Below are 16,819 nucleotides of genomic sequence, written 5' to 3'. Positions count from 1 at the left end.
CGAGGCAGTTATGACGTTTACCAGTGAGATTTTGCCAGCGGACCACAAAGCCGCGATCCGTCAGATGAAACGTGAGTTACGTGTGCAGATCGGTGACGTTCAGGCGGTTTTCGATACGCTCAGCGACAAAATTGCGACCCGCGTGGCCGAAATAAATACGTTGAAAAGCAAAGGCGGATCCGTTTGGCCGGTGATCCCGTTTGCAGATGTCAAAAACGGCAGTATCACCGCAGAACAGCGTGATGCCGTTAAACGCCGGGGCTGTGCCGTCATCAAAGGTCATTTCCCGCGCGAGCAAGCGCTGGCGTGGGATAACGCCATGCTCGACTATCTTGATCTCAACCAGTTTGATGCGGTCTACAAAGGGCCTGGCGATAACTTCTTCGGCACATTAACCGCTTCACGCCCGGAGATTTACCCGATCTACTGGTCACAGGCGCAAATGCAGGCACGCCAGAGTGAAGAGATGGCGCAGGTCCAGTCGTTCCTGAACCGTTTATGGACATTCGAGAGCAACGGTAAACAGTGGTTTAACCCGGATGTCAGCGTGATTTACCCGGATCGTATCCGCCGCCGCCCGCCAGGAACCACGTCAAAAGGGCTGGGAGCACACACCGACTCCGGAGCGCTGGAACGCTGGCTACTTCCGGCTTACCAGCAGGTGTTCGCCCGCGTCTTTGACGGCAATGTGGATCAATACGATCCGTGGAATGCGGCGCATCGCACCGACGTTGAAGAGTACACCGTGGATAACACCACGAAATGTTCCGTGTTCCGCACCTTCCAGGGCTGGACTGCGCTCTCCGATATGATCCCGGATCAAGGTCTGCTGCATGTGGTTCCGATCCCGGAAGCGATGGCATATATTCTGCTGCGCCCATTGCTGGACGATGTACCGGAAGATGAGCTGTGCGGTGTTGCCCCTGGCCGCGTGCTGCCCATTTCCGAAAAATGGCATCCACTGCTTATCGAAGCACTCACCAGCATTCCTGCTCTGGAAGCCGGTGATTCCGTCTGGTGGCACTGCGATGTGATCCACTCTGTTGCGCCTGTCGAAAACCAGCAAGGCTGGGGCAATGTGATGTACATCCCTGCCGCACCGATGTGTGAGAAAAACCTCGCCTACGCGAAGAAAGTCAAAGCAGCACTGGAAACCGGGGCTTCGCCGGGGGATTTCCCGCGTGAAGATTATGAAAAAACCTGGCAGGACCGCTTCACCCTGGACGATCTGAACATCCACGGCAAACGCGCGCTGGGTATGGCCTAAACATCGTATAACCCTTCCCGCTCAACGGCGGTGCGTCGTTTTCCCTGACGTATCCGCCGGACGGACTCCCGCACCGCCAGTGAACCGTTCAGCAACAGGGTTCCGACAGCTGCATCCGGGCGCATCAGCCGTTGCTGGAGCATATGCACCGCTTCTGTACCCAGCTCATCCCGCGGGACATGTACGGCGGTTAATGGCACATCCTGAATAGCCGCCAGGTTAAAGCCGTCAATGCTCATCACTGAGACATCCTGCGGCACGCGTAACCCCTTTTTTTGCAGGGCGCTTATCGTACCTGCGGCCATAAAATCCCCTCCGACCAGAAAGGCCGTAGGCACGTTTTTGCTTTGACTCAGCCACTCACTGACCCGTTGCTCTGTCTCTTTGGCACTGAAACTCGGGATCACCAGCAGATCACGTTTATCCGTAAACTTCAGGTTATGTGCCTGCCATGCGTCACGCATTCCCGACAGACGCAGTTCCATGGTGTAGCGCCGCAGGCAGAGCACATTCATTACCTCACGATGCCCCATTTCAAACAGGTATTCAGCAGCACGTTCGCCAATCGCGCGGTGGTCGGGCGCAACCGCAGGAAGGCGCATGAGGCGGTCCCGGCAGTTAATCAACATGCAGGGTTTGCCGATATCTACCGCCAAATCGTGAATATGCGGATCGTCTATCCCCAGCAGAATTGCGGCCTGGGTATCTGGCTCGTTCATTCGCGCCAGAAACAGCTGTGCGTCACTGTCATTCTCTTCCAGCGCACAATAGCGCAACCGTACTTCATGTGAGGCCAGACCTTTACTGACACTCTGGATCACGCGGTAGTAAAAGATGTCGGACCGCTCATCAAACGCGCGCTGTGGAGCAAAGACCACCAGACTGTTGAGCAGCAAGCGACCAGCAGCCAGCCCCTCCATAACGCCCAGTTGCCGTGCACATTCCAGCACCTTGCTACGCGCCTTTTCGCTGGTATTGGCTTTTCCTGCCAGTACACGCGAAACCGTGCTGATGGAAAGCGCTGTGCGAGCGGCAATCTCGGCAATTTTTAGCCTTTTATCCATTTTGTGATCTCGCTCCGTTTGCTAAATGAAAAAATTTTCATGACGTAAATATCAGGCACTATCGGTCATGGAATGCATCATGCCAAACGATTAGCGGTAGTTATGAGAAAGTTTGCACAAAATCCACTATTGCCAGTTCTTTTTCTCCCTTAAGGTGAACTTGTCACACATCTTCCATACTAGTTGTATATCAGCTTTAAACAACAAAACAGATAACTATCAAATAGTTAAAAAATATGCATGACACCTAAACCTTATCCCCTACCCGTCCGTCTTGTGGAGAACGAAATGAGTCAGGACATCAACAACACTGTGGCGACGAGCAAAACTCGCCGCGTCATAAAGAACCTGCGCTGGTATGTGCTGGTACTGTTTTTGCTGGGCGTAACCGTCAACTACATCACCCGTAACTCTCTCGGTATCCTTGCTCCGGAACTGAAAGAGAGCGTGGGCATCACCACCGAACAGTATTCCTGGATTGTGGGCGCGTTCCAGATTGCCTATACCATTTTCCAGCCCCTGTGCGGCTGGCTGATCGATGTCATTGGGCTGAAAATTGGTTTTATGGTGTGCGCCGGTCTGTGGGCACTGATGTGTATTTTCCATGCAGGAGCCGGAAGCTGGCTGCATCTGGCTATCCTGCGCTTCTTTATGGGGGCATCAGAAGCGGCGGCGACGCCGGCTAACGCCAAAACGATTGGTGAATGGTTCCCGAAATCAGAGCGCCCGATTGCCGCTGGCTGGGCGGGAGTCGGCTTCTCAATTGGCGCAATGCTCGCCCCGCCGATCATCTACTTCGCGCATGCCTCCTTTGGCTGGCAGGGTGCGTTTATGTTTACCGGCGTGCTGGCGTTGCTGTGGGTGATCCTGTGGTGGGCGTTCTACCATAACCCTGAGCAGCATCCGAATCTGAGCAAAGACGAGCTGGCGTTTATCAAGCAGGATAATGAACCGCCCGCCATGAAACTGCCTTTCCTCACCGCGCTGAAAACCGTCTCCAGGAATAAGCGCTTCTATGGTATTGCCATCCCGGCCTTTATGGCGGAGCCAGCCTGGGCCGTTCTGAGCTTCTGGGTTCCGTTGTACCTTGCCAAAGAACACGGCATGGATCTGAAGCAAATAGCTATGTTCGCCTGGTTGCCGTTCCTTGCTGCCGACCTGGGCAGTGTTGTGAGTGGATACCTTACACGCCTGTACACCCGCGTGTTTGGCTGCACCCGTGTTAACTCTGTGGTGGCGAGCTCCGTCACTGGCGCATTTTTGATGATCTCCCTGGCCGCCGTCGCCATTACGCGTGATCCGTATATCACCATCGTACTGATCTCAATTGGTGGCTTCGGGCATCAGATCATCTCCTGCATGTTGAGCGCGCTGGTCGTGGAGTCATTCGATAAAGGCCAGATGGCGACCGTCAATGGTATGCGCGGCTCGGCTGCGTGGATCGCGAGCTTCCTTTTCTCCCTTTTGATTGGGGTGACCGCCGACAAAATCGGCTTTAACCCGCTGTTTATCGCCATGGGGTTCTTCGACCTGATTGGCGCTTTCTTCCTGGTAGCATTTATTGCTGAACGCCGCGCCAAGCGCGCCTGATAGTGGATGTATTGCATATGAAAACCCTGAAAAGCTGGACCCTCAATAAGCAGACGGCGAACCATCTGGAACTGCTGCTCGATAACCAACATCATCTGTGTCTGTATGTGCTGGAAGAGAATCTGTTTCGTGTGCTGATTAAGCGCAAAGGCGGACTGGCTCTGGACAAAACCTGGAGTATCGCCCCGGAGAAAGATGTGCCCTGGGAAGGGCGCGATCGCCAGGATCTCAGTGGATTTTCTTGCCCGGCCTGGCAGCTTACTCAGCAGGACGACATGCTTACCGTTGCAACAGAACAACTGCGCGTGACGGTGCACCAGCCACTGTGGCTGGAGTGGCATTATCGCAGCGACGCGGGTGAGTGGCAGCCGTTGGTCAACGATCGCCCGACGAGTGCCTATTTGCTGAATGCCCACGGCGACGGCGTGGCGCACTACCTGAGCCGTCGCAAGGATGAACGTTTTTATGGCCTGGGCGAAAAGGCCGGTGATTTACAACGCAACGGTAAGCGCTATGAGATGCGTAACCTGGATGCAATGGGGTATAACGCCGTCAGCACAGACCCTTTGTACAAACATATTCCGTTCACTATCGCGCGCCGCGATGACGTCAGCTATGGCCTGTTCTACGATAACCTGAGCAGTTGCTGGCTGGATCTGGGTAACGAAATTGATAACTACCACACCGCTTATCGCCGCTGGCAAGCGGAAGCGGGTGACATTGATTACTACATGTTTACCGGTAAACGGGTGCTGGATGTCACCAAAGTCTTTGTGCGTTTGACCGGTAAAACCCTGTTCGGTCCCAAATGGAGCCTGGGTTATAGCGGCTCGACCATGCACTACACCGATGCGCCGGACGCGCAAAACCAGCTGATGAACTTTATTCGCCTGTGCGAAGAACACGCGATCCCGTGCGATTCGTTCCAGCTCTCGTCCGGCTATACCTCCATCAACGGTAAACGCTACGTCTTTAACTGGAACTACGACAAAGTGCCGCAGCCGAAAGTGATGAGCCAGGCCTTCCATGACGCAGGGCTGAAACTCGCGGCAAATATCAAACCCTGTTTGTTGCAGGATCACCCACGCTATAACGAAGTGGCGGAAAAAGGGTTGTTCATTCGTGACTCCGAAACCGACGCCCCAGAACGTTCAAGCTTCTGGGATGACGAAGGTTCAAACCTGGATTTTACGAACCCACAGACGATCCAGTGGTGGCAAGAAGGCGTTACCACTCAGTTACTGGAGATGGGCATCGACTCCACCTGGAACGATAACAATGAATTTGAAGTGTGGGACGGAGAAGCCCGCTGCCATGGCTTTGGCCAGGAGATTGCGATTAAGCACATCCGTCCGGTGATGCCGCTGTTGATGATGCGTGCTTCGCTGGAAGCACAGCAGCGTTTTGCGCCAGAAAAACGCCCGTATCTGATTTCACGTTCCGGCTGCGCAGGGATGCAGCGCTATGTCCAGACCTGGAGCGGCGACAACCGCACCAACTGGGATACGTTGCGCTATAACACCCGCATGGGGCTGGGAATGAGCCTGTCAGGGCTGTTTAACGTCGGTCATGACGTCGGCGGTTTCTCCGGTGATAAGCCGGATGCAGAGCTGTTCGTTCGTTGGGTACAAAACGGCGTGATGCACCCACGTTTCACCATTCACTCCTGGAATGACGATCACACCGTTAATGAGCCATGGATGTATCCGGGCGTTACGCCTGCGATCCGTAGCGCGATTGAACTGCGCTATCGTCTGCTACCTTACCTCTACACCCTGCTCTGGCAGGCACATGCCGACGATGAGCCAATGCTGCGCCCGACCTTCCTCGATCACGAACATGATGCGCAGACCTTCGACGAGTGTGACGACTTCCTGCTGGGCCGCGACGTTTTGGTCGCAAGCGTGGTTGAAGCCGGGCAACGTGAGCGCCGCGTCTGGTTACCGGATAACGAAACCGGCTGGTACGATTTCTACACCCACGAATGGTTCTCGGGTGCTCAGTGGATTGTCCTCGACGCCCCGCTGGAAAAACTCCCGCTTCTGGTTCGCGCAGGGGCGGGGTTGCCGCTCAGCGAACGCATCACCCATGTCTGCGCGGAAAAAGATGACGCGCGTGAACTGAAGCTGTTCCCTGTCAAAGGTGTCGGCACGACATCAGGTTTGCTGTTCGAAGATGATGGCGAAAGCTGGGGATATCAGACAGGCAACGCGTTGTGGGTTGAGTGGGAGATGGTGTGCGATGGGGCAACCATCAATCTGAAGGTGAATGCGCGCGGGGATTATCGTCCGGCGTGGCAAGCGCTGAAGGTATCATTACCGACAGGGGAAAAACGCAAGCTGCTGGTGAATGGTGTTGAAGGTGGTGAATGGGTGGTGTAGTACGGCCTGATGCCCTCACCCTCTCCCATTAGGAGAGGGAACAGGAGCAATACTCCTTTCCCTCAGTATTTCGCGCTGCAGGAAGGCGGTAAGCCAGTGAATCCCCGGGCGCTTACATCAGTAAGTGACCGGGGTGAACAGGTGAAGCCAACGCATCTGCTGCGTAAAAGACAACGGGAAATTAGTTGTCGATGCCTTTGCTACGCAGATAATCTTCGTAGTTGCCGGTGAAGTCCACCACGCGTTCTGGCGTAATTTCAATCACACGGGTTGCCAGCGAGCTAACAAACTCACGGTCGTGGGACACGAAGACCAACGTCCCCTGGTACATTTCCAGCGCCATGTTCAGCGACTCGATCGATTCCATATCCAGGTGGTTGGTTGGTTCATCCATGACCAGAATATTCGGTTTTTCCATCATCAGCTTGCCAAACAGCATGCGGCCTTTTTCACCACCAGAAAGCACTTTGGCAGGCTTTTTAATATCGTCCTGGCTGAACAGAAGACGCCCCAGAATGCTACGAACAGCCTGCTCGTCATCCCCTTCCTGCTTCCACTGGCTCATCCAGTCGAATACGGTCAGATCATTTTCGAATTCAAATTCATGATCCTGTGCGTAGTAACCAATCTGCGCATTCTCAGACCACTTCACCGTCCCGTTGTCAGGCTGAAGTTCGCCAACCAGCGTTTTCAGCATGGTGGATTTACCCACGCCGTTCGCTCCCAGAATGGCAATCTTCTCACCCACTTCCAGCAACAGGTTGAAGTTTTTAAACAATGGGCCGTTATCGAACCCTTTAGCCAGGGCTTCCACTTCCAGCGCGTTACGGAACAGTTTCTTATCCTGCTCGAAGCGGATGAACGGGTTCTGACGGCTGGAGGCCTTCACTTCGTCAAGTTTGATCTTGTCAATCTGACGAGCACGTGAGGTCGCCTGACGGGATTTTGACGCATTCGCACTGAATCGGCTCACGAAGGATTGCAGATCAGCAATTTGCGCTTTCTTCTTGGCGTTATCAGCCAGCAGACGCTCACGCGCCTGAGTTGCCGCCGTCATGTACTCGTCGTAGTTGCCTGGGTAAACGCGCAGTTCGCCGTAATCCAGATCCGCCATGTGGGTACAGACCATGTTCAGGAAGTGACGGTCGTGCGAGATGATAATCATGGTGCTGTCACGCTCGTTCAGCGTCTGCTCCAGCCAGCGAATGGTATCGATGTCCAGGTTGTTCGTTGGTTCGTCGAGCAGCAGAATGTCCGGGTTAGAGAACAGCGCCTGCGCAAGCAACACACGCAGTTTCCAGCCTGGGGCCACTTCACTCATCAAACCATAATGTTGTTCAACAGGAATGCCCACGCCAAGCAGCAGTTCGCCCGCACGAGATTCAGCAGAGTAACCGTCCATTTCGCCATAAAGTACTTCGAGATCAGCCACTTTATAGCCGTCTTCTTCGCTCATTTCTGCCAGGGCGTAGATGCGGTCACGTTCTTGTTTCACTTCCCACAGCTCTCCGTGTCCCATGATCACGGTATCGAGTACGGTAAATTCTTCAAAGGCAAACTGATCCTGACGCAGCTTACCGATACGCTCATTCGGATCGAGCGACACGTTGCCCAGTGTAGGTTCGAGATCGCTACCCAGAATCTTCATAAAGGTAGATTTGCCGCTACCGTTGGCACCAATCAGGCCGTAACGGTTGCCGCCGCCAAACTTGACGGAAATGTTTTCAAACAGCGGCTTACTGCCAAACTGCATAGTGACGTTGCTGGTAACTAACACGGGAGATTCCTGCGAAAAAGTGTGATAAACACGGCATTATGCCACAATTCCGAAATGAGATCCCGTGTTGCAATTCGCCACTAAACTATAACAAAACCGAAAAAAGTGTGATTTCGTACACATCTGATTTCCCTGTTAGCGGGAATGCACATATAATGCGCTCCCATCAATGATTCAGACTTATCAACTAATCGCCTGAGTGGCCAGATACCTCGCACAACATGAACATGAAATTAACAACGCTTTTAGCGGCGGCGTTTGCCGTAGTAGGTTTTTGCAAAACCGCTTCTGCGGTGACGTATCCACTGCCGACAGACGGTAGCCGTCTGGTAGGTCAAAACCAGGTCGTCACCATTGAGGAAGGAAACACCCAGCCGCTGGAATATTACGCCGCTGAGTATCAGCTAGGCCTGTCCAACATGCTGGAAGCCAATCCAGGTGTAGACCCTTATCTGCCGAAAGCCGGTACGGTATTGAACATTCCTCAGCAGCTGATTCTGCCAGATACCGTTCATGAAGGTATCGTCATTAATAGCGCCGAAATGCGTCTTTACTACTACCCGAAAGGGACAAACACGGTCATCGTTCTGCCAATTGGTATCGGCCAGTTGGGTAAAGATACCCCGATGAACTGGACCACCAAAGTTGAGCGTAAAAAAGCGGGTCCAACCTGGACGCCAACCGCCAAAATGCACGCAGAATACATTGCAGCAGGCGAACCATTGCCAGCCGTTGTTCCTGCCGGCCCGGATAACCCTATGGGTCTGTATGCTCTCTACATTGGCCGCTTGTACGCGATCCACGGAACCAACGCCAACTTCGGTATTGGTCTGCGTGTGAGCCATGGTTGTGTGCGTCTGCGTAACGACGACATCAAATTCCTGTTTGAAAACGTTCCAGTTGGCACGCGCGTTCAGTTCATCAACGAACCAGTAAAAGCAACGTCAGAGCCAGATGGTAGCCGTTATATTGAAGTTCATAACCCGCTCTCCACTAGCGAAGATCAGATTAACAATAACGAAACCGTACCTGTGACTCTGACTAAAGCGGTACAAGCCGTCACAGCTCAGCAGGACGTTGAAAGCACGATTGTTGATCAGGCTATTCAAAACCGCTCTGGTATGCCAGTACGCTTAAACTAATCCGTTCTGCTTATTAAAGCGTTCCTAAAAAACCCCGAATCATCGGGGTTTTTATTTTTTTGTGTTCCGTATTTATATCTCCCAGAAAAATGTATTAAAGATGCTATATGTCTCATTACGGCCATTTTATGTTAGCCAGATGGGGTTACATCTATTCTTCCCAGTGATATCATCCAGCCACTTATAGCCCGGTGTTTTCTGCGTTATTTGTAATTGCATAATTTTTCTGGAGCACGTTTCTTACGATGATCAGTATTAATTTAACAACTACAAAATCGCGTCTTTATCTCTGTTCGCAAACCGTATGGTCACTTGCGAACCAGAGTAAAACGGTGGATCAGATTGTTGTTTGGGTATCCAGAGAGCCATACCTCAGTGATGAAGGCATCACCGAAGAACCCGTGTGGGCAGAAAAGATCCGACAAACAGGCATAAACCTTATTTTCCGCTGGGTTAAAAACACAGGCCCGTACCGTAAGTTGTTCCCTGCTCTGCGAGAAGCAACAGGAGACGATATACTGATTTATGCTGATGACGACGCTATTTATAACGATGTGTGGACTGAAAACCTGCTGAGTGATTTTTATCACCATAATCAAGAATACGTCGTGGCTATTCGCGTCAGAAAAACGATAAAAAAGAAAAAAGATATTCTTGATAGTTATAGAAATTTCCCGTTAATTACCACACCAAAAGTGATAGATCAGGACTATATTATTACGGGACTTGGTGGCGTCGTACTTAAAAAAAATATGATTCCTCAATATTTTCATGATAATGAAGACTTTTTGACAGTATGCCCCTGCGCGGATGACATCTGGATCAGTAAACTTATTCAATTAACCAAAACACCTGTTTATGTTTCAGCGCAAAACATTCGTCATATCCATGAAATTATTCATGACTATGGTCTTTCCCGAACAAATACCAGCAAAATTAAACGCTCATTCCTGCAAAAAATGCGTTTCACATTTAAACCAGGTCAAATTCACTATCTGTGCCAGAACGATCTCTACATAAAAGATACCGACAATTACTTTGAGTCATGCGCCTGAGATGCGGGTAAATACTTACCCGTTGTTCACAATCACGATCCCACCGTGGTCATAACGATAATGACAATGCGCATACTCTAGCGGTGTGCCATCTTCCAGATAGATAACCTGCTCAACCTCCAGAACCGGATCGGTTTGCTCACAAACCAGGTGCTGCATGTCCAGGGCATTCGGCTTGAGTGCACGCACAACACGGTATGATCCCATAATTTTGAGCCCTAGCGTTTCTTGCACATAACGGAATACCGAGCTTTCGAGGTGGCTTTTGTTCAACCCCGGAACCAGGTTCAGCGGCATTACGGTTGAATCCAGCGACATCGGCTCACCATTCAATAAACGCAGACGGACAAAATCATAGACTGGCGCATCACCGTTTATCATCAGGGATGCCTGCTCTTTCTCGTTCGGGAAACGCAGTTCAAAGTGCACAACCTGGCTTGTGACTGTTCCAAGATGTTCCCATGTTTTTGTCGCCCCAAAATAGTCACTACCAGAGAGATCCCATTGCGAGAGTTGCAGGAAATTCTTACGAATAAACGTCCCCTGCCCCTGACGGGTATATACCAGACCTTCGACAATCAACTGGCGCATCGCCTGTTGAATGGTCATACGGCTGGTACTGAACTCCGCTGCCAGCGCAAACTGGTCTGGCAACGGCTCACTAGCGGCATACTGCTGGCTGATAATGCGTTTCTTGATTTCCCGTGCAATGGTGATGTACTTAGCCGCCATCGTCCTTTCCTTACAATTAGTTTTCTATCCCGCTGTTTTTTAACGCCACTCTCTCGGCAATTTTGAGGAAAGGCAGGTAGAAGAATACACCAAATACAATGATTGCCAACTGCACCACCACCGCCCGCCAGTCCCCTGCCGTCGCCAGCCATGCGCTAAGAATGGGCGGTGTCGTCCAGGGGATCATCACCACACAGCGCGACATCCATCCCAGCGTAGTGCATAGCCAGGCAACGTAAATGCCAATCGCTGGCAGCAGGACAAACGGGATCATCAGCGGCAGGTTAAAGACAATCGGTAAGCCAAAGATAACCGGCTCATTGATATTGAATAATCCCGGCGCCAGGGATAACCGCGCCACCTGTTTTGCAGATTTTTGCCGCGAGAAGATAAAAATCGCCAGCAGGAGTGAAATGGTGCTCCCGGTTCCGCCCACCATACCGAATGTTGGGACAAAGATGTTATTGATGATATGAGGAACAGGCTGGCCGTTAGCAAAAGCCAGCATGTTCTCATTCGTATTGATGAGCAAAAATGGCTCCAGCACCACACTGTTCACCACTGACTGGTGAATACCCAACGTAAACAGGAAGTTAACAAAGCTATAGATAAAAATAGTACCGGGCAGACTGGTATTAATTAGTCGTAAGGGTTGCTGAATAAAGGTGGTGATCAGGTGGATCAAATCCGTATGCATCACATTCGCCAGCAAGGCGGCCAGCACCGCAAATAAAGAGAGCGTGAGGATAGTCGGGATCAGTGCGGTAAAGGATTTGCTGACCGCCGGAGGGACATTCTCCCCAAGTGAGATCTGCAACGCTTTTAACCGCGAAATGGCAATAAAGACCTCAGTGGAAAGGAGGCCAATCAGCACTCCGGCAAAAATCCCGGTGGAGCCTATATTGGCAAACGTCAGCACCTGCGTGACGTTCACCGTTGTCTGGCTTCCTACGGGAGTCAGTTGCAGATGCATGGGCATCATAATGATAAAACTGCTGACGGCGATCACCACTGCCGAGACCGGATTGTCGAAATCTTTGTTGCGCGCCAGCGACCAGGCGATCATCGGAGCCAGCAACAGCGCCGCTATATTCAGCGTACCGTTGATAATAGCCTCGCCCCACACCTTAAACTGTGTCAGCGTGTCGCCCTCAAAGATCCAGGGAAACACCACATTGTTCACCAGCACTGCCAGGCCCGCCAGAATAAAAATCGGCATTACCGTGGCGAAGGCATCACGCAGGGAGCGAAGATGCACCTGGTTTGCCAGGCGTGCTGAAAACTCAACAAATCTGTCGACAAAAGACTGCATATTCGGTGTTATTTTTGTTTCAGACATAGCGGATATTTCCCATTTATCAGTCACAAAAACGGCCCGGCAGCGTACAACTTACATCTCGCGTCCGTTGGTATGGATAACCTGTTTTAACCACGCATAACTCTTTTTCGGCACGCGTTTAAGGTCTTTCAGATCATGGTTTTCGCGGTTCACATAGACCACGCCGTAACGTTTACGCATATCCCCCTGCGAACTGAGAATGTCGATCAACCCCCAGCCAAGGTAGCCAATAACCTGCGCGCCATCTTCAAACATCGCGGCCTGCATCGCCTCAAGGTGCTTACGGTGATAATCGATACGGTAATCGTCCTCGATCGGGTGAATCCCATCCCATGATTCAATCACCCCAATACCGTTTTCAATCGGGAATACCGGCATGCGCCAGTCGTTGTAATAGCGCGTGATAATGGTGCGAAAACCAAGAGGATCAATTTGCCAGTTCCACTCTGTTGCTTTCAGGTAGGGATTATTTTTATCGCCATAAAGCAGGTAATCGTTCACCGGCGTCCCGTCAGGGATAGCATCGCTGTCGAGGGTTTTACTGGCGTAGTAACTGAATGCCATGTAATCGTTTTTGGTTCTTGCCAGCAGAGCCAGATCTTCAGCACGATAGATATCACTAAAGCCAAGCTGTTCTACCACCGCCATGACCGCCGGGCTGTAGCCCTGGCCTGCAAAAACGCGCAGCAGGTTCTGGTTGAGGAATTCGTCGTACTGTTGTGCACAAAAAATATCGCGCGGTTTGCAGGTTGCCGGGTAAACCAGTTGATGTGCCAGCATACCGCCCATTAACTGCCCCGGTCTGGTCTGATGCAAGTACTCGGTCAATGCCATATGCGCCACCATCGTGTGGTGCTGAAGCTCATACAACTCGCGCAGGGTTTTCTCCCCTTTCATATAGCCGGAGATCCTGAAGGCTTCCGGCATATGGAAAATGTTCTGCTCGTTGAAGGTCAGCCAGTACTTCACGCGGTCGCCGTAGCAGTCGATCATCTTTTTGCCGTAGCGGATAAACGCCGCCATCACACGGCGATCGTTAAAACCGTTGTATTCCTGTGCCAACGCCAGTGGCATGTCAAAATGATAGAGACAAATCATGGGCTCAATGCCACGGGCAATCAGATCGTTAATAAAACGATCGTAAAACGCGATCCCTTCGTCATTGAACTCGCCATCACCCTGAGGGCAAACGCGGCTCCATGCGATCTGGAAACGGTAGCAATTCATGCCCAGATCCTGCATCAAATCGAAATCTTCCCTATAACGATGGTACGAGTCTGTCGCCACTTTCCAGTCAGAGGTATTCTCAGCGGCCTCGCGAATGTCATACACCGACATTCCCTTTCCGCCTTCATTCCACGCCCCTTCCGTCTGCATGCTGGAAACTGAATTTCCCCACAAGAAATTAGCTGGCAGTGATTGATTCATGGTCTCTCCCTATATGACTAGTCATTTAAATATTATGACTAGTCATATAGACAAGAATGAAAAACCAGGCAAAAGAAAGGATCGTTTTTTGTGAGCCGTATTAAATAAAAAAGCCGGATCCGCTATGCGGACCCGGCCTGAAAGCACGTTATAAAATGACTACTGCGCGAGCTGGTTGCGACGATACTCGCCCTGGCGTTCCAGCATCCAGCCTGGATATTCACGCGGCAGAGCACTAACCGTATCAAGTTGTTTTAGCTCTTCTTCGCTTAGACAAACGGTGGTTGCTGCAATGTTGTCATCGAGTTGTTCCGGGCGTTTTGCGCCAATGATGACGCTGGTGACCACTTTTTGATGCAGCAGCCATGCGAGCGCGATTTGCGCCACCGACACACCTTTACGGTCAGCAATCATACGCATCACATCAACCGCATCGAATGCACGATCTTTCTCCACAGGCGGGAAATCAAACTCCAGACGACGCCCGCCGGCTTCACTCTGACCATCACGGCCATATTTACCGCTCAACAGCCCTCCAGCTAACGGGCTCCAGACCATCAACCCAACGCCTTCACTTTGCATCATCGGAACCAGTTCGCGCTCCAGATCACGCCCGGCAATGGTGTAATAGGCTTGCAGCGACGCAAAACGGGACAGACCCAGGCGCTCGGCAATCCCCAGCGCCTTCATGATTTGCCAGGCTGCCCAGTTCGACACACCGATATAACGCACATGACCCTGCTGGACCAGATTATCCAGAGCGTACAGCGTCTCCTCGATGGGAGTGGCTGGGTCAAAACCATGTAACTGGTAGAGATCGATATGATCGAGCTGTAAACGACGCAAGCTCTCTTTGACGCTGTTCATGATGTGGAAACGCGAACTGCCGCGTGAGTTCACCCCAGCCGTCCCTGTTTCACCAAATACTTTGGTCGCAACCACAACATTTTCACGCGGGATATGGAGATTTTTCAGCGCCTGACCCGTGATCTCCTCAGAGCGGCCCTCCGAGTAGACGTTTGCGGTATCGATAAAGTTAATGCCAGCATCCAGCGCACGGCCCACCAGTTGGTCAGCCTCACGCTGCTGCAACTGGCCTATTTTTCCCCACATGCCGCCTTCACCACCAAAAGTCATCGTGCCAAGGCACAACTCAGAAACAAACAGACCGGTATTGCCCAGTTTTTGATAACGCATACAACGCTCCTCGCAATGTTCGTTCGATGGGTACAGGAAGAGTTATACCTTCCCGCCCCTCATTGCGAATGTGGCGTTTCTGTCTATTTCTTGCCCATTTCTCTAAAGTAGCAGGAAGCCAATCAACGCGGCCCAGACCAGCATGGGCAGCGACCACAGATGAAAACGCCACCAGATGCGACGATCGTTGGCCATACGCAGGGCAATCAGATTTGCCAGCGAACCCGGCAGAAGGCCAAATCCGCCGACGTTAACCGCCCAGGCCAGCAAGGTCGAAGCAGGCACATAATTAAGCAGTAAAATGGTTGCGGGAACATTGCTGATAAACTGCGACAAGCCCATTGCCGTCAACCACAGACCGGTTTGCGACAGGCCCGTAACACTATGCAGGGCGTTTTGTAATGCAGGCAACTGAATCAGCAGATGCACATCGATAAACATCGCCATAAACACCAGCAACAGCGTCCAGTCGACGCTGACCAGGACGCGACTTGCGAGGAACAAAAACCCACACGCAACCAGTAGAACGCCCGCCAGCTCTTGTTTCATCTCCAGTGCCGTGAGGAAAACGATATACAGTGCCAGACAACTCCACACCAGACGCGGCTGCCACTGTGGGGCTGTATTACTGCTATGGTACTGCAGTTTTTTAGCCGGAAACGCAAACCAGCAGACCAGCAGCAGTGAGGCCATGACCGCCAGTGCCAGCGGCATCATCTGCCAGGTAAATGCGGCGAACGATAGGCCAGAGCGGCCCCAGAGCAAAATATTCTGCGGATTTCCAATGGGCGTTAAGAGTGACCCGGCGTTCACGGCCAGAGCTTCAAAGATGATCAGCCGCGTGACCGGAATGGCACAAAGCTTACGTAGCGTGAGAGTGAGCGGGACAACAATGAACAGCGCCACATCGTTGGTCAGGAATGTCGACAGCAGTGCGGCTGACAATACCATGAACAACGCCAGCTTGCGCTCAGTGGCAAAACGGCGGACAGTTTTACGTCCCAGTACATCAAAATAGCCACTGAGCTCCACACCTTTGGTCAGCATCATTAACCCGCTGAGGGTAATTATCGTCCGCCAGTCGATAGCAGCAGGCCAGGTGTCAGGTGCAAACGGAACAAAGAAACTTAATCCTGCACCAATGAGTAATAAAAGATGGAAAAAACGATCGCGGGCAAGTGCCCGCAGTCCTGGGATACTCATTCAACAGAAGGCCCATACTTAAGGGTAAATTCACGGAACTTCACCAGCGTCTCTTCGCTCACATGATGTTCCATCCCTTCCGCATCCCGACGCGCAATCTCCTGGCTTACGCCCAACACCAGTAAAAAGTTTTCGACTATCTGATGACGCTCACGACTCGCGTGCGCCAGCTTCTCACCCTCTGGCGTTAAAAATACACCTCTCCAGGGGATCATCTCGATTAGACCAACAGAAGCCAGACGCTTTAACATCTTAGCGACTGTTGGCTGCGAAACACCCAAACGTGCTGCCATATCAACCTGCCGTGCTTCCCCGACTTCACGAATCAAGTCGGAAATCAGCTCAACGTAGTCATCAATCAGTTCACGACGGTGTGCTTCCCTGACCTGACGAAATCCTTCGACATGCTCTTCAACATTAACCAGTTGCGTCGTTTTTTTATTTGTTGGCTTACCTGCGCGACGGTTCATTGTGCTTCCTCAATGGGGTGACGCTTCCAGCGCCGTATAACGAGAGCGCCATTGTAAACCATCGCGGAACAAGCACAAAAAATTAACGAAATAGCCGTAGCTATACAATATAGCCTGTGCTATATCTGTATGTAATGCAGTCATCCTTCACGGATCGAAGGGATCAAAAATCAG

General features: G+C 51.7%; 13 protein-coding genes. 5 read left to right on the top strand and 8 right to left on the bottom strand.

The features are described from left to right. Window positions 1-10 precede the first annotated feature (10 nt). A complete protein-coding gene (locus tag HV346_RS06890) occupies window positions 11-1,267 on the top strand; it encodes a DUF1479 domain-containing protein (protein WP_181622789.1) in 1,257 nt (418 codons plus the stop codon). Here the strand turns inward: HV346_RS06890 and HV346_RS06885 are convergent. After that, window positions 1,264-2,331 (bottom strand): LacI family DNA-binding transcriptional regulator, encoded by a 1,068-nt coding sequence (locus HV346_RS06885; RefSeq protein WP_181622788.1) that lies wholly within the window; start codon window positions 2,329-2,331, stop codon window positions 1,264-1,266. The genes HV346_RS06890 and HV346_RS06885 overlap by 4 nt on opposite strands. A gap of 288 nt (window positions 2,332-2,619) precedes the next feature. Here HV346_RS06885 and HV346_RS06880 point away from each other — a divergent pair, with 288 nt between their 5' ends. After that, window positions 2,620-3,921 carry an MFS transporter gene (locus HV346_RS06880; RefSeq protein WP_181622787.1) on the top strand — a complete coding sequence of 434 codons (1,302 nt, stop codon included), beginning with the start codon at window positions 2,620-2,622 and terminating at the stop codon, window positions 3,919-3,921. A gap of 17 nt (window positions 3,922-3,938) precedes the next feature. Continuing rightward, the gene (locus HV346_RS06875) at window positions 3,939-6,302 is read left to right on the top strand and encodes a glycoside hydrolase family 31 protein (RefSeq protein ID WP_181622786.1); all 2,364 of its coding nucleotides are present in this window, start codon (window positions 3,939-3,941) and stop codon (window positions 6,300-6,302) included. Window positions 6,303-6,483: 181 nt separating this feature from the next. Here the strand turns inward: HV346_RS06875 and HV346_RS06870 are convergent, their stop codons facing one another. After that, window positions 6,484-8,079 (bottom strand): ABC-F family ATPase, encoded by a 1,596-nt coding sequence (locus tag HV346_RS06870; RefSeq protein ID WP_181622785.1) that lies wholly within the window; start codon window positions 8,077-8,079, stop codon window positions 6,484-6,486. A 221-nt stretch (window positions 8,080-8,300) separates the two neighbouring features. On the opposite strand from HV346_RS06870, the gene ldtB reads away from it, so the two are divergent. Together ldtB and HV346_RS06860 are read left to right on the top strand one after the other, a co-directional pair. Beyond that, window positions 8,301-9,221 carry a L,D-transpeptidase gene (gene ldtB / locus HV346_RS06865; RefSeq protein WP_181622784.1) on the top strand — a complete coding sequence of 307 codons (921 nt, stop codon included), beginning with the start codon at window positions 8,301-8,303 and terminating at the stop codon, window positions 9,219-9,221. 245 nt (window positions 9,222-9,466) lie between these two features. Then, window positions 9,467-10,276 carry a glycosyltransferase family A protein gene (locus HV346_RS06860; RefSeq protein ID WP_181622783.1) on the top strand — a complete coding sequence of 270 codons (810 nt, stop codon included), beginning with the start codon at window positions 9,467-9,469 and terminating at the stop codon, window positions 10,274-10,276. 15 nt (window positions 10,277-10,291) lie between these two features. On the opposite strand, the gene HV346_RS06855 is transcribed toward HV346_RS06860, so the two are convergent. The 6 genes from HV346_RS06855 to mntR form a co-directional block, all read right to left on the bottom strand. Next, the gene (locus HV346_RS06855) at window positions 10,292-11,008 is read right to left on the bottom strand and encodes a GntR family transcriptional regulator (RefSeq protein ID WP_181622782.1); all 717 of its coding nucleotides are present in this window, start codon (window positions 11,006-11,008) and stop codon (window positions 10,292-10,294) included. 16 nt (window positions 11,009-11,024) lie between these two features. After that, complete coding sequence (locus HV346_RS06850) at window positions 11,025-12,347, bottom strand: PTS transporter subunit EIIC (RefSeq protein WP_181622781.1); 1,323 nt, start codon at window positions 12,345-12,347, stop codon at window positions 11,025-11,027. 51 nt (window positions 12,348-12,398) lie between these two features. Beyond that, window positions 12,399-13,775, bottom strand: coding sequence for a glycoside hydrolase family 1 protein (locus tag HV346_RS06845; protein WP_181622780.1), 1,377 nt, complete (start codon window positions 13,773-13,775; stop codon window positions 12,399-12,401). 159 nt (window positions 13,776-13,934) lie between these two features. Continuing rightward, the gene (locus HV346_RS06840) at window positions 13,935-14,972 is read right to left on the bottom strand and encodes an aldo/keto reductase (RefSeq protein ID WP_181622779.1); all 1,038 of its coding nucleotides are present in this window, start codon (window positions 14,970-14,972) and stop codon (window positions 13,935-13,937) included. A gap of 102 nt (window positions 14,973-15,074) precedes the next feature. Beyond that, window positions 15,075-16,175: an anion transporter gene (locus tag HV346_RS06835; RefSeq protein WP_181622778.1), complete on the bottom strand. Its 1,101-nt coding sequence runs from the start codon at window positions 16,173-16,175 to the stop codon at window positions 15,075-15,077. Beyond that, window positions 16,172-16,645: a manganese-binding transcriptional regulator MntR gene (mntR, locus tag HV346_RS06830; protein WP_181622777.1), complete on the bottom strand. Its 474-nt coding sequence runs from the start codon at window positions 16,643-16,645 to the stop codon at window positions 16,172-16,174. Before mntR ends, HV346_RS06835 begins: the two co-directional genes overlap by 4 nt. Window positions 16,646-16,819: the final 174 nt, after the last annotated feature.

This window comes from Enterobacter sp. RHBSTW-00994 (assembly GCF_013782625.1).
In the GTDB taxonomy this organism is placed as follows: Bacteria; Pseudomonadota; Gammaproteobacteria; order Enterobacterales; family Enterobacteriaceae; genus Enterobacter.
The sequence above is the reverse complement of the archived record's forward strand: the minus strand, read 5'-3'. Positions and strand labels throughout refer to the sequence as shown.